General features: G+C 37.7%; 12 protein-coding genes and 3 tRNA genes. 9 read left to right on the top strand and 6 right to left on the bottom strand.

From position 1 onward, the window contains the following. Positions 1 to 170 precede the first annotated feature (170 nt). The 4 genes from ACG916_RS10940 (at position 171) to ACG916_RS10925 (ending at position 1,129) form a co-directional block, all read left to right on the top strand. A tRNA-Val gene (locus ACG916_RS10940) sits at positions 171 to 246 on the top strand. Positions 247 to 254: 8 nt separating this feature from the next. Then, positions 255 to 331 (top strand) — tRNA-Asp (locus ACG916_RS10935). A gap of 182 nt (positions 332 to 513) precedes the next feature. Beyond that, positions 514 to 589 (top strand) — tRNA-Val (locus ACG916_RS10930). 75 nt (positions 590 to 664) lie between these two features. After that, entirely contained in the window at positions 665 to 1,129 is a 465-nt protein-coding gene (locus ACG916_RS10925) for a DUF2750 domain-containing protein (RefSeq protein WP_419328179.1), read from the top strand. Positions 1,130 to 1,169: 40 nt separating this feature from the next. Here the strand turns inward: ACG916_RS10925 and ACG916_RS10920 are convergent, their stop codons facing one another. The 4 genes from ACG916_RS10920 to yccS all read right to left on the bottom strand — a co-directional run bounded on the left by ACG916_RS10920 (position 1,170) and on the right by yccS (position 7,715). Further along, positions 1,170 to 1,955, bottom strand: a complete 786-nt coding sequence (locus ACG916_RS10920; RefSeq protein ID WP_419328180.1) for a YdcF family protein — start codon at positions 1,953 to 1,955, stop codon at positions 1,170 to 1,172. 124 nt (positions 1,956 to 2,079) lie between these two features. Beyond that, entirely contained in the window at positions 2,080 to 4,722 is a 2,643-nt protein-coding gene (locus tag ACG916_RS10915; protein ID WP_419328181.1) for a PepSY domain-containing protein, read from the bottom strand. A gap of 158 nt (positions 4,723 to 4,880) precedes the next feature. After that, positions 4,881 to 5,441, bottom strand: coding sequence for an SdpI family protein (locus ACG916_RS10910; RefSeq protein WP_336952123.1), 561 nt, complete (start codon positions 5,439 to 5,441; stop codon positions 4,881 to 4,883). 99 nt (positions 5,442 to 5,540) lie between these two features. Continuing rightward, positions 5,541 to 7,715, bottom strand: coding sequence for a YccS family putative transporter (gene yccS / locus ACG916_RS10905; RefSeq protein ID WP_419328182.1), 2,175 nt, complete (start codon positions 7,713 to 7,715; stop codon positions 5,541 to 5,543). A 146-nt stretch (positions 7,716 to 7,861) separates the two neighbouring features. Between yccS and ACG916_RS10900 the strand changes: the two genes are divergently transcribed. Both ACG916_RS10900 and ACG916_RS10895 read left to right on the top strand, forming a co-directional pair. Next, entirely contained in the window at positions 7,862 to 9,079 is a 1,218-nt protein-coding gene (locus ACG916_RS10900) for a multidrug effflux MFS transporter (RefSeq protein ID WP_419330490.1), read from the top strand. 475 nt (positions 9,080 to 9,554) lie between these two features. Beyond that, positions 9,555 to 10,004, top strand: a complete 450-nt coding sequence (locus tag ACG916_RS10895) for an ABZJ_00895 family protein (protein WP_419328233.1) — start codon at positions 9,555 to 9,557, stop codon at positions 10,002 to 10,004. A gap of 108 nt (positions 10,005 to 10,112) precedes the next feature. Here the strand turns inward: ACG916_RS10895 and ACG916_RS10890 are convergent, their stop codons facing one another. Further along, the gene (locus ACG916_RS10890) at positions 10,113 to 10,535 is read right to left on the bottom strand and encodes a hypothetical protein (RefSeq protein ID WP_004817681.1); all 423 of its coding nucleotides are present in this window, start codon (positions 10,533 to 10,535) and stop codon (positions 10,113 to 10,115) included. Positions 10,536 to 11,071: 536 nt separating this feature from the next. On the opposite strand from ACG916_RS10890, the gene ACG916_RS10885 reads away from it, so the two are divergent. The 3 genes from ACG916_RS10885 to ACG916_RS10875 all read left to right on the top strand — a co-directional run bounded on the left by ACG916_RS10885 (position 11,072) and on the right by ACG916_RS10875 (position 13,241). Then, the gene (locus ACG916_RS10885) at positions 11,072 to 12,694 is read left to right on the top strand and encodes a mechanosensitive ion channel (protein WP_336952119.1); all 1,623 of its coding nucleotides are present in this window, start codon (positions 11,072 to 11,074) and stop codon (positions 12,692 to 12,694) included. 84 nt (positions 12,695 to 12,778) lie between these two features. After that, the gene (locus tag ACG916_RS10880; RefSeq protein WP_419328184.1) at positions 12,779 to 12,943 is read left to right on the top strand and encodes a hypothetical protein; all 165 of its coding nucleotides are present in this window, start codon (positions 12,779 to 12,781) and stop codon (positions 12,941 to 12,943) included. Between the two features lie 145 nt (positions 12,944 to 13,088). Beyond that, entirely contained in the window at positions 13,089 to 13,241 is a 153-nt protein-coding gene (locus ACG916_RS10875) for a hypothetical protein (protein WP_336952118.1), read from the top strand. 22 nt (positions 13,242 to 13,263) lie between these two features. Here ACG916_RS10875 and ACG916_RS10870 read toward each other — a convergent pair whose 3' ends face one another. Next, complete coding sequence (locus ACG916_RS10870) at positions 13,264 to 14,463, bottom strand: BaiN/RdsA family NAD(P)/FAD-dependent oxidoreductase (protein WP_419328185.1); 1,200 nt, start codon at positions 14,461 to 14,463, stop codon at positions 13,264 to 13,266. Positions 14,464 to 14,520 lie beyond the last annotated feature (57 nt).

Genomic DNA, 14,520 nt, shown 5'->3' with positions numbered 1-14,520 from the left:
GTTGGTTAGAATATCGGCCTGTCACGCCGAGGGTCGCGGGTTCGAGTCCCGTCCGCTGCGCCATTTATCTTTTTTCCTGAGATCAAGATATTTGGAAGTATAGGAATTTGAAAGAGAATTTTGTTTTCTTTTATCTTCTGATAAAGTAATATTGTGATGATCCTCACTCAGGGCGCTTAGCTCAGTTGGTAGAGCGTCTGCCTTACAAGCAGAATGTCGGCGGTTCGATCCCGTCAGCGCCCACCATATACAACGCAGCGGTAGTTCAGTTGGTTAGAATATCGGCCTGTCACGCCGAGGGTCGCGGGTTCGAGTCCCGTCCGCTGCGCCATTTATCTTTTTTCCTGAGATCAAGATATTTGGAACTGTAAGAATTCAAAGTTTTTGATTTTTAAAGATCAAATATTATATGCTTTGTATAGCTTATCCCCATCTTTAGGATAGAACTTAAAATTAAATCATCGATTTTCTATAGGTTCAAACAGAGTTAACAACTTTGTTCATCCTCGCTCAGGGCGCTTAGCTCAGTTGGTAGAGCGTCTGCCTTACAAGCAGAATGTCGGCGGTTCGATCCCGTCAGCGCCCACCATGTTTTCCGATCTAGTTATTTGTTTAGAACTTCTATATAATATATAAGCATAAGTATTTTAAGAATAAATTTTCAATGAGAAATCCATATCAACGTAAAGCTGCGTCCGCAACTCAAAAAAACTCAGTACAAACTCTAGATCAATACAAACATTTTGTGGAAACGATTGTTTCACAAACTAAGGTTTTTGTACTTTATGATGATGGTTGGGCTTTATGTGCATCACCTACCGGGCAACAGTCTTTAGCCGTTTGGCAAAGCCGAAATTTGGCACAAATTTTGATTAAAGATAACTGGAGCCGTTATGCGGTTCAAGAAATTGAACTCATTGTTTTTATTGAACAGATGATTCCTTTTATTAAACAAAATAATACTGCGATTTCTATAAATTTAACCCCAGAAGGGCAAAATATTTTAGTTTCAACAAATAAATTTCTACTTGATATAAAGAATTATTTATATCGAATGTATACGACTCAACCAGAACTATTTCAAAACAATAAGCGCTTGCCTTTACCACGTAAAATTCGCTTACATTAGTAAAGTCGTATACATAATCAACGTGATGGCGTTGAGCATTTTAATATTCGCCTAAAATCCAACCACTGATATAGGCAAAATACTCTCTTAACCATGCGTTATAGCGTGTCGTGAGTGGAGTTTCAGCGCCTACTGTAATGAAATTGTGATAGCCTTGTTTTCTTGCGATTGCTGCGGCACGTAAAGTATGAAAATCACTGGTGACAATTGCAATTTTAGAATTTAAAGTCAAATCATGTTCTTTTAAAATCGCTTGGCTATTTTTAAGATTTAAGTCAGTACTGGTGCTTTTATTTTCTTGTAGAATTCTACTGGCTTTGATTTGCATATGCTCTTGTAAATATTGCGACATAATTTCTGCTTCAGGTTTTTCTTCACCAAAATCTAAACCACCACTGACAATGATCAAAGCTTGTGATTGTTGTTTTGCAATTTCACCAGCTTGATCTAAACGTTTTGCGAGGGTCGGTGAGGCTTTTCCTTGGGTAATGCCACTGCCTAACACAATAATTGCTTGTAGATTATTTTCTGCTGTATTTTGTTGGGATTTTAAGTGGATATAACCAAAGAAGCCGATTAAGCTGACAGACCAAAGCGTAAATAGAACCCATCCTAAACGCCAGATTTTCTTTAACTTTAAGTGTTGTGCTAAATACTGCTGAATGTGTTGGCTCCATAGCGCTGTAGTGATAAAGACTAAGCCAATCAGCAAAGGGAGTATTGTTCCTAAGTGGATTTTTTTATATAAAATTAAAATAAATCCATCGAGGAATAAGGCAAATCCCAGCAAAAAAAAGACAATGCGGAAGAGTTTATTGTTATACATGGGTGAAAACAAATCATTAAAAATTAGTCTAATTCTAAACGAAATCTGTGCATTTATTATATATGAATCAAAAAAAACCGAGCAATTGAACTCGGTTTTGGTGGGTAAATTTATTCAATAGCCCCTAATAAACATCACGACGATAACGACCATCTAAACGTAATTGTTCAACTGTGTCTTCTCCAAGGATATCAATTAAAGCGAGATCAACATCAGTCGCCATACCATTGATACTGCCACAGACATAGATCACCGCATCATTGGTAACCCATTTTTTCAGTTCTTCGGCATGATCACGCAGTTTATGATGTACATAAATTTTTTCAGCTTGATCACGAGAGAAAGCTAAATCAATACGTTTTAGCATTGCTGTATTTTGCCAAGCTTGAATTGTATCTTTAAAGAAATAATCGTTTGCTTGTTGGCGTTCACCAAAAATCAACCAGTTTTCAGTATAGTCCATACGGACACGGGCATGAATCAAACTCATTAATCCAGCAATTCCTGTACCATTTCCAATGCAAATAATCGGACGGTTATCCGTAATTAAATGGAATGATTCATTATTACGAATTCTCAACGCAATTTTATCACGTAATTGAACATGTTCCGTCAGCCAACCAGAGCCTAGACCAAGTTCACCTTGAGCATTCAGTTGCTGGCGAACTACTAAACGCAATACTTGCTGACTTGGAATACTGGCAATCGAATACTCACGAGTAGGTAGTGTAGGGAGTTGCTCTAGTAAATGCTGCATGTTGGCAAAAGGTTCAACATCAACCGTTAAATCGCGATCCCAAAGTGCTTCTTGAATACTTTGCTCGAGTGAATCCACGGTTGTATCTGCATGAACTTGATATTTATTTAAAAACAATTGAATACGTTCAGGACTATTCCCAGTTTGAATTTCTGCAATATCGCCAGCTTGCCAATCCGTATCATAGCTTGTTTGTAATTCAAGATTAAATGCGGGTGCGCCTAAGCTGTTTGGATTGAGTAATTCTCGTTTTGTTAGACGCCATTGATCAAATACTTTATCAATAGACATTGTTTGTAGATCGAGTTTTGTGGCTTTTGCTAAAGCATCATTCCAATGTTGGATATCTGCATTATTACCATTGTTGACTTCAAGCGTAGCAAACAATTGTTGCGCGCCAGAATGTTTTAACCATGCATCTATGCGATGCCCAAAGCTACAATAGGTCTCAGGATAGTCTTGTGAACCCAATGCTAGAACCGCATATTTCAAATGCGAAAGATCCAATGATGTAGCCATAAGCTTTTTCTCAAAGTGCGAGGCTAAGTCAGGTGCTTCACCTGTACCATAGGTACTTGCAATCAAGAGAATTTGTTTGGCTTGCTTGAGGTCATCTTCAGAGAGTTGTTGTACAGCTTTTACTGTTGTTGGCTGATGGGCTTCTTGCAGACTGGTTGAGGTACGCCATGCCAATTGCTCAGACATTCCTGTTTGAGAGGCATAAGCAATTAACCAAGGTGTTGCGTTGGGATCAATTTGAATCGCTGAACCAGATTGTTTTGCAGCAAGGGTGAGTCGCTTTTGCTTACGACGTTTTAAATACAGCATCCATCCAGTAACAAAAAATAATGGCATTGCCAATGCTGCAAGCATTGCGATGAATTGAAAAACTGGGCCAAAGAAACTACCACGGTGCACAGGGAGCATACTTCCCATGATTTTTTCATTGAGTGGTTTACTTTCGTATAAGTCTAATTTTTCAATTTGTGCAGTTTGATAGTTATAGGTTGCTTTGTTTCGTGCACGCTCATGTTGTGGAATAGCATCAACAAAGGTGAGTTCAACTTTACCATCTGGCTTTTTAGGAATCGAAACAGTTAGTGTCGAATAGTCACGTTTAATTTGAGCATTAAACCCATTCCATGTTTGAGTAAGTACATGTTGAATTTGTTCTGGTTTTAAACCTTCTTTATTCTCATGCTTATTTTCACGGCCTGATTGTGCTTGATGACCTGCCGTTGGATTTTGCTTTTCGCCATGTTGTTGTTGAGGATTGCCAGAAGCCCCTTGACGTCCTTGACCTTCTCCACCGCGTACCGCTTGCATTTCAGGCTGAGGTCGTTCAACCCCCATTACTTTAAACATACCATTACGCCACCAGTCATACGACCAATACAGCCCTGTACATGCTAAAAGTAAATAAAAGATCACCACCCATGTTCCGACAACAGCATGTAGATCCCAAAGGAAATTACGACCTTTGAGTTTAGGCTTAATGGCAAACCATTGTTTAAAAGAATGCTTTTTCGGCCAGCGTAAATAGAGACCACTGAGTACAAAGAAAATTAACATCAAGGTACTGGCACCAGTAATTTGTTTACCGACTTCACCCACAGTTAAGTTACGATGTAATTGCTGTATAAATTGAAAAAAATCTTTGCCTTTCACTTCAGGAAGAACTTCGGCCGTGTAAGGGTTTACCATCATGGTATAACCTCTACGTGCGCCTTCTTTGACAATATTAATATTTGAAGCTTCTTCAGCGGCTTTCGCAACCGTAATACTGTTGATCTTCATTTCAGGGTTTTGGGTTTGGAAATGCTGATAAATTTCAGCAGGCGTGAGTTTTGCCTGATTTTCAACTTTTACCGTGTAGCTATCTGGGTTTAACCATCTTTGAATAGGTTGTTCATAAGAATAGATTGCACCAGTCACTCCCATAATTGAGAGAATTAAACCAGCTGTAATCCCTAGAAACCAGTGAATTTGAAAAAAAGTCTTTTTAAACATGGCAATGCAAAGGGCAGAATATTTTTGATAGCAAATTATAGCTGAATAAATCGGAGAGATAATGAATTTTGCAGATAATATTTATTCTCATTATCATTTTTATTAAAATAGCGAAGTACAAAAAACCTCCAAAAATGGAGGTCTTTTAAAATTTTAAATTAAAGTGTCTTGGGTTCACCAACAACTTCTTTTAAATGTTTACGCAGTGTTTCAAAGGGGAAATTCTTACTATTCATACGTTTAGGTAGAATATATGCGCCTTGTTGGCCTTTTACTTTAAAGTTTACCAGTAAGAATTCAGGGGTGTTGTACCATTCATAAATGTCTTTCCAAGCCACTGTTCCAACACCTTCTTGTACACCCATTTGTTGACGCATCACAATACCGCTTGGCTGTACACCTAATTTTACACCTTTGATTTCCTGAACTGGAAATTCATTCATCTTGCGTTTTACATACCATTCAAGACCGAACTTGCGAACCAAAAGATAGATGGCAACTGCAGCAAGAACCACCCAAAAAATAATGGTTGAATAGTTTTTAATTAAAGCGATGCCAAGTAATGAGAGTATGACTGCTACACCCATGATTGCCCAAGCTTTAATCCCAATTTTATTGGTACTACGCCAAATTGCAAGTTGAGCGCCGCGTTGTTCGGCTTCCGAAACTTCGTACGGAACAGGTTGTAAGGTATAAGCGTAAATATTCTTGGCAGTCATAGTGTCAGTAATGTATGTAAATCTAGTCAGAGTTTAGCACTAAATCTCAAGATTTAGTGCACCTATTGTACCAAATAACGATGCAATTTTGATGCAGATTTATAAAGAAGCCAATTCAGTAGATTGATCATCTCGTTCATGGCTTAAATTTTGTTTCAAGCTACTCAGTTGCTTTAAAATACTGAACATTAATGACAATTGTTGAAGAATAATGAGTGATTTAGAGTCTTCTGACTCAGATTGGCTTAAACGGGCACGAATGGCTTTCAACATATTATGCGCGGTTAAATCAGGCATTTCATCCCGTAATAAAGCCCCAGAGATATCATCTAAAGCTTGATCCAATAGATTAAGCACCTGTTGATCTTTCACTTGCTCACGATGTGCACCGAGTGCTGCGATATAGCTAAGGAAGGTATGATTTAGACATAAGAACTCAAAAGCTAAGCTTTTTTGACTTGGGTCAAAATCTGGTTCAGTGGCAAGGGTTGAAATCAGTGAGGCAACATCTGCATCGCGATTATGCGCAGCACGACGAACAATTCGATAATCTAAACTATTGTTGCGTCCCTGATGATATTGAACGACAACGTTTGCCAAATAATTGCATTGAGCTTCCAATGAGCGTTGAATGGTGCGGGGTAAACGACGGAACTTCCAGTCAGGGAAAATAAAACTGACACCGAACCAGGCGAGGGCACAGCCAATAACAGTGTCGATCATACGGGGCAGAGCGGCTTCATACCCCAATCCGTCCAAGTTGAAATTGATCAATGCCATGATGGTAATAAAGGCTGTGGCTTGAGCATATTGTTTACTGCGTAAATCAAAAAACAATACACCACTGAGTACGAGTAATAAGAGTTGTCCTTCAATAGATGGCACAAAATACAAAATCATATAACCTAAAATAATACCACCCAATGTTCCAATAATCCGTAATCTCAAACGACGCTTGGTGGCGTTAAAGTTCGGTTGACTGACAAACAGCGCGGTTAATAGAATCCAGTAACCGTATTCAATATTGGTGAGTTGCACAAAAATGTAGCCAATAAACAAAACAATCGAAACGCGAATTGCATGTCTAAAAAGTACAGACTCGGGGGTTAAATTTTGTTTGATTCGAATGGCAATATCATCCCATCCTTTGAGGTCATCATCTTTGAGTTGGTTTTCAAAATTTTTACTTTGATCGTATTTTATATGTCGTTCAGTTTCGAGATTTTGTAATTGTGCATCAATCGACTTTAAGTTTTGATAAAGCGCAAACAGTGAATTGACCCAAATTAAGTCATAATTTTCTTCTTTTTTGAGTTTATCCAGCGAGTATCTGAGGTTTTTAAAAGCATGCTCAAAACGGACATTATGCTGGTAGGTGGTACGGTGTAAGATACTATCGCTTAGATCCTTGCAGGCTTTGCCTTGCAGCGCTAAAATGCGTTGAAAACGAAATAACACATCACTATGTTCAAACATTTTGGCCAGCTTTTGATAATCAATATGTGCTGAATCGGCCCGTTCATGAATATCTTGTGCAACAAAGTAATATTGTAAACTACGACGCGTATCTCGTTGACCTCGGTCACCCTTTAAACGCGTCAACAAGGCAGTACGCATATCATTAAAAATGCTGATGAGCTGCCCATTTTCCATAGACAAACTAATCATACTGTCTTGATAGCTGGTTGGTGTCATATCGACATCAAACAAATTGGATTTGGAAAATAGAAAATTACCTAATGATGAAAAACATTGAGACAATTTGTCTTGAACTTGCCGTACAGGGAACAGTAAAAAACTGATGGTTGAAATAAGCCCATACCAAATTGCACCAACCACCAATAGACTTGGCTGGATATACCATTGATCAAATAAATGCACCCCAAGCATGGAATACACAGAAACCACCAAACAGCCATAAGAAATGGTGGCATAGCGACGTCCCAAAGAACCCAATAAAATCCAACCGATACAAGAAACAATCAAACCTAAGGCAAACAGAATAGGGTAAGGAAAGAGCAGGCTCACTGAGGCAGCGGTGATAAAGAATCCGATATAGGTATAGATCAAATTCATGATACGTACAGAGAAGCGATCGTCTATATCACTGAGACCTGCTGCAACCACACCTAATGTAAGAGGAATAGTCATTAACTGCTGCCCCAACAGATAAGGTACAAATGCAGTCCCTGTAAAGGCAATGATCATTCTCAAGTTATACATGAAACTTGTGTTGTAGGTTGCTTTTCTGAGTTTTAACAGCCAAGTGTTCAAAGGAAATCCTTGTTAAATCAATAGGGTGTTATTTACTTGGGCAATGCGATTTGGCTTATATGGCTTTTCACTTATCTTTGTGACAAATCATACAATGGACAGTGTAAACTTGTCTGCAACATTCCTTATCAAATTATAAACCATCTATGTCTGAAAAAAACGTTGGTCAGCAGTATTCAACGGGCTGGATTATGCTTTTGGCTTTATTTACCTCTTTGGGCCCATTATCCATTGATATGTATTTGCCAGCATTGCCACAAATGGCGCAAGATTTTAATGTGACGACCCAGCAGATCGCCAATACCTTGCCGGCGTATTTTTTTGGTCTTGCTGTTGGTCAATTGATTTATGGACCAATCAGTGACCGTATCGGGCGTAAGAAACCGCTTTATTTTGGTATGACCTTGTTTGCTTTTGCTAGCTTGTTGTGTGTTTTAGCACCTGATCATTGGTCGTTGATTGCCGCACGTGTTTTACAAGCCTTAGGGGGCTGTGTGGGGGTGGTGATGGCACGGGCTGCAATTCGAGACCGTTTAGATGTGCAAGGTTCGGCGCAAGCTTTTTCCAGTATGATGATTGTGATGGGGATTGCCCCAATTCTTGCTCCAACCTTGGGTGCAGTGATTCTACAATTCTTTAGTTGGCAAAGTGTGTTTATCGCTTTGTTTATAATTGGATTATTTTGCTTGTTTTGTGTACATTTTTTCTTTAAAGAAACACTCGAATCAGAACGCAGGTTGCATCTCAATTTTAAACAAGTTTTTATCCTCTATGCTTCTATTTTTAAAGACCGAAGCTTTCGTTTTCCAATGTTGGCAGGTTGTTTTACCGGAGCAGCATTATTTTGTTATATCAGTTCCGCAGCAGCAGTGTTGATGGATGGCTATCATTTAACTCAGCAACAGTTTGCTATTGCCTTTGGTTTTAATGCTTTCGGTATTATTTTGCTGTCTTCTATCAATAAGCATTTAGCCAACCGACTCTCGGTGATTCTACGTTTAAAAATTGGTGGTGTGATTCAAGTAATAGGTGGGCTGATTGTTGTCTATGCGGGTTTCATGTCTATTGCGCCACTGGTGATTGTGATGTTGGGTTTATTCCTTACGGTTTCAGGTATTGGTTTTACTGGGCCGAATGCGATGGCATTAGCGATGTCTGAACAAGGCTCAAGAGCAGGAACTGCAAGTGCAATTATGGGCAGTATGCAGTTTGCTTGTGGTCTATTGGGTGGTGTTATATTGAATTTTCTCGTATGGAATCATTTATTGAATATGGGAATTTTGATGTTGGCTTTTACAGTCGCTGGGTTTATGGCGATTTTAAAAGTGGCTCAACAGTTCAAAATGAAGCAAACTTCACATTGAGCAGATGTTTAACCAGAGATTGTCTTACTTATTGACACTACAAAAAAGTGAAAATTGTTTTATCAAATACAAGGTGATTTATACATTTTTATTGTGGCATGATTTTAATTGCAAGTTTTAAAATTTTTTTGTCTTAGAACGAGTACACAAAGCACATGTAAGTTTTATCAGCAGAAACGCTAGAAACATAAACGCCAGAAAAACAAAAGCCGACGATTCGAGTGATGAGTAAATCGTCGGCCAAAATACTTCGTTATAAAGATTCAGGCTGCTAAGTTGAATCTTAAGAAGCATAAGTTTTTAGTTTCTCTGAGAGAAGGTCTCCAAATTTTTTTGCGGATGCCGTGCAATCAATTTGGTTGCTGCAGACCTTATACTTATATAACGACAACAGTTTCAAATTGGTTGACAAGAAAATGAAAAAAAGTTGAAAAAAAATTATAATATTGTTCTTTATGCAATCAAGGCTGTATTCATGGTGTCTTTAAACAAATATTTTTTGTGGTTTTTGCTGCTTTGTTTAGTCTTGACCATGGTTGCAGGTGTAATGGCTGCATTATTGCCCAATGAAATTGCTGGCGTGTTAACCGCAATACCTTATTTGATTGCGATGATTATCGTGTTATATCGTTTTCTCAAACAACAACGCCGTGCGCCTACAGACCAAGAGCGTAAAAAACTGACCCTTGGTTATACTGCAATATTTTGGGGCTATAATTTACTTGGGGTATTTGCGGGTGTTTGGTTTTTTTCTCAGAATGATCCAGAAGTGTGGAAAACCTTTGTGATGTATCTGCAAAATACTCAATTTTTGCTCACTGCATTGATCATGTTGCTGATGTTAGCAATCCCTTTATATTTAATTACCTATTGGTTTTATGGAAAGCAAGCGCAGCGTATGGCAGCTAAAATGTTTGGTCAATGAGCTATTTAAATTGTTGACTTTACTTTGAGAAATCAAAGTCATTGATGAAATTTGTATTAATACAAATAAGTAAAAAATAAATCTTATTTTTAAGCTATGGATATGCTGTTAGTGTACGAACATATCCATAAATTCGCGTAATTCTTGAATGGCAATTTCAATGTCTGTTGTTAACCACGTCGGTTCAAAGATCCCTGCATAATGTTCTAAACGATCTTGAGGTACAACAAGTCGTATAGGGCAGTCTTCTTCAAGTAAACGCCATGGCACGATTGGAACTTCGTTATCCAGAAATGGCACAATATTGCGAATATCAATAATCATGGCATTGATACATTCTGGGAATGGCATAACTGATAATTCATCTGTACGGCGACGGAAATACTCCAAATCGCCCCATTTTAGAATATAACTTGGCTTATTAAATTCAATAATTCCAATGAGATGATCATCTCTTGAGGTATGTGTGAAGCATTGATGCGTGACATCAGTGTCCAAGTCCAACTCGACACTTTGTCGTTGATAAGCCATATCTACAATAGCCAAAAAATGGGGTACATATTATAGCTCATTTATCTTTCAAGAACTGCCCGAATTAAAATTTACTTTTGCTTAAAATATTTTTACACACAGATCACAAATAGCCTGTTAGTATAAAAATACATCAATTGATGGAGGTGGACGTCATGAAACACGATTTCAATAAACCATCTTATGTAACAAGTACTGAAGATATAACGCATAAGAATCGCTTACCCATTTATATGCTAATTCTTGTGGGGCTATTTCTCGTTTCCTTGCTTGTTTACATGATCGCTGACTGGCTTTAATTTTTATTTATCACATATAAATAAAATATTCATAAGACAAGACTCTAGCTTTAAAGCTGGAGTTTTTTATTTTTTGCATGCTTTTGTTGTATTTATGCAGTTAAATTTGCTCGTTATATAAGCAATAGATAAAGTAGAAGAGTAATTCATCAAGTATTCAATTCAAATAAAGAATGTTGCTTAAAGTCATTTGAGCACGCTCATATTGCTATAAATCTATAACTTGAGGGAATAAAAATGAATGAAATTTTACAAACAAGGGGTCGATTTGATGCCATGTATTATTGGGATCAATTCCATCCGATTCTTGCTGCTGTAGCCATCCTTATTGTTGGATGGATTATTGCACTTATTGTTGCAGCAGGAATTAAAAAAATCCTAGAAAAATTAGGTACAAATACAAAATTATCTTCCGCAACAGGTCATCGTTCAAATATTGAAAATATTCTTTCACGAATTATTTTTTGGGTCGTGATGGTGATTGCTGTGATTGGTGCATTAAATGTGCTTAATCTTACCAGCGTAAGTAGCCCATTCAGTTTGATGATTCAGCAATTCTTATTATTTATTCCACAATTACTTGCTGCTGTAGCTATTGGATTTATTGGTTGGATTGTAGCAAATCTGGTTAAAGTTGGTTTAAAAAAAGCGTTGGATCGTACTCAACTTGATGAAAAATTAAGTGCAGATGTGGGAGTGAGCCCGATCAGCCAAAATATCGCTGATATTGTTTATTGGCTCATTTTATTACTATTCTTACCAATTGTTTTGTCAATTCTAGGTTTACAAGGTTTATTGCTTCCAGTGCAGAATATGTTGACTGAAGCAGTCTCTTATATTCCAAATATTTTCATTGCGGGTGTAATCGTCTTTGTAGGCTATATCTTGGCAAAAATCCTACGAGGGATTGTCGAAGGTTTAATCAACAGTTTAAATTTACAAACCCAAATTGAAAAGGTAGGACTATTTAAAAACTCAAATCAAGGTTTAGCTAAGTTTTTAGGTTCTTTTGTTTTCGCAATTGTCATGATTACTGCTTTAATTGTGGCATTTGAAGCACTTGGTATACAAGCTATTTCACAGCCGGCAACCGCTATGCTGGGTGAAATCATGTATGCGATTCCACATATTATTGCAGCTGGATTAATTTTAATTGTGGCTTATGTGGTGTCTCGTTTTGTGGGGCGTTTGGTTTCAGAAGTTGTTGCTGGAACAGGTGTTGATGAGATTCCTGCAAAATTAGATTTGCAACGCTTTTTGGGTGACACTAAAGTTTCTTGTATCATTGGTTATCTGATTGTTTTCTTTACCATGTTATTTGCAGTTTCCGAAGCGGCAAATCGACTTGGATTTGAACAAGTCAGTCATTTGATCTCCATGTTTATTTACTTTGGTGCCAACATTTTGTTAGGCGCAGTAATTTTGGTAATTGGTTTTTGGTTGGCCAATATCGTGGCGAATGTGGTACAGCGTGGTGAGTACAATAGCTCAAGATGGTTAGGCAACTTGGTTCGGGTTTTGATCATGGGCTTGGTTATCGCAATGGGCTTAAAAGCTATGGGAATTGCTGACTCGATTGTTAACCTTGCATTTGGTTTAACCTTGGGTTCTGTTGCGGTTGCTTTTGCATTGGCTTTTGGTCTAGGTGGCCGTCAACCTGCAGAACGCGTTTTAACCGATTTAATTGATAAAGCCAAGAAAGAGGCAAATCAGCCGAATCCTTTAAAGCAAGAAAATACTTATTCATCACAGCCAAGTAGTACAGATGCTACGCAAGTAACAGCAGATACTCCTACGATTGAAAATGAGTACAAATCACTTACTGATTCGCTCAAACAGGATAAAGATGACCCGAATTAACATTTAAATTCTTTTAAAGATCGATCAGGATTGATGCTTGATCGATCTTTTTATTTTTAGGGCAAAAGTGAGAGGAAAATAAAGATGTCAAAGAAAAAGCCAAATAATTTTATTGCGCCGATTGTGATTGCAGGAATCACTGTAGGTTTTTTAGCAAGTGCTTATAAATTTGTATTTGCAAAACCCAAAAAGCAACCATCAGAAATCGTTAAGCAACAACAGGAATCTCAAAACAAATCTCAAGAGTGATTGTATTTGCAACGCATGAATTTTATCGGCTTTTTTAAAGAAAATAGATAGACATCAGATGATTTATTGTCTAAATTTGATGGATAAATATGTAGGCGATATAAAATTTATATATCTGATAAATATCATTTTCAAAGGAATTGAAATGAAGATAATCTTTTTTTTAAACAAAATTCATCAGTCGTTATTTGCAAAAAACAATGATCTAAAGTCGATGGACTTGGCGATTCAACGGGTGACGCAGAAGCAGCAAATCCAAAGCCATCTTATTTTATTTAAAACAGATTATTTAGAATAAGCTTTCTATTGATCACTTTAGATTAAACATATTCTGAAGCGGCATGTGCTGAAGCCCATGCCCACTGAAAATTAAAACCGCCTAAATGACCTGTCACATCTAATATCTCACCAATAAAAAATAAACCTTTTTGTTTTTTACTTTCCATGGTTTTTGATGAAACTTCAGCGGTGTTGACACCACCTAAAGTGACTTCTGCAGTACGATAACCTTCAGTGCCAGAAGGCTTAACTTCAAATTTCTGTAATTTATTGGCTATATTTTCTAGTTTTTCATCACTTAATTGTCCAATCGCCGTTTCAGCCCACTCGGACCAAATGAGATTTTGGAGTTCAATCACCACACTTTTAGGTAGATGTTCAGTCAGTAAGGTTCTGATTAACACCTTCGGTTGGCTTTGCTTTTTGCGCTTTAAAAAATCAAACAGCTCAAGACTTGGTAGAAAGTTAATGTGGAATGCTTGTCCTGCATGCCAATAATTTGAAAGTTGTAATGAGCTTGGTCCGCTTAAGCCACGATGTGTAAACAACAACGCTTCAGTAAATGCAATTAGCTCGTTAGAAAGCGTGGCTTCAACCGCATTCCCGCTTAAACGAGTCGTAACTTCTTTAAATTGATCTGAAAAAGTGAAGGGAACTAAACCTGCGCGTGTAGGATAGATATGATGCCCAAATTGTTTGGCAATTTCATAGCCGATGCCAGAGCCACCCAATGTTGGTATAGATAAGCCACCTGAGGCAACAACAACAGATTCAGCTTGAAAATAGCCTAAATTGGTGGCGACTTGAAAAGTCTGATCGTCAACGGTATTTATCGCTTTGACTTCACAACTAGTTTTGATCTCAACACGATGTGTTTTTTCACATTCGTTGAGCAGCATGCTTAAGATTTCTTTTGCGCCATTTAAGGTAAACAGTTGTCCATGTTTGCGTTCTTCGTAGTCAATGCCATATTCACAGACCATTCCAATAAAGTCCCAATTGGTATAACGCGTCAGGGCAGAGATGACAAAATGTGGGTTATGTGAAATAAAATTTTCAGGCTCGACATAAAGATTGGTGAAGTTGCATTTACCACCACCTGACATGAGGATTTTTTTACCAATTTTATTGGCTTTCTCAACCACTAAGACTTTACGACCACGGGCAGCTGCTTTTGCCGCAAGCATTAAACCTGAAGCACCTGCGCCGAGGACAATCACATCATATTGGTTAGAAGACATATTACACTCATGGAATCTTTGAGCATGGGATTATAGACAAATTTAAATTAATTTTCA

The sequence above is a fragment of the Acinetobacter legionensis genome (assembly GCF_048552295.1).
Taxonomy (GTDB): Bacteria; Pseudomonadota; Gammaproteobacteria; order Pseudomonadales; family Moraxellaceae; genus Acinetobacter.
This window is presented reverse-complemented; position numbering and strand designations above follow the sequence as displayed.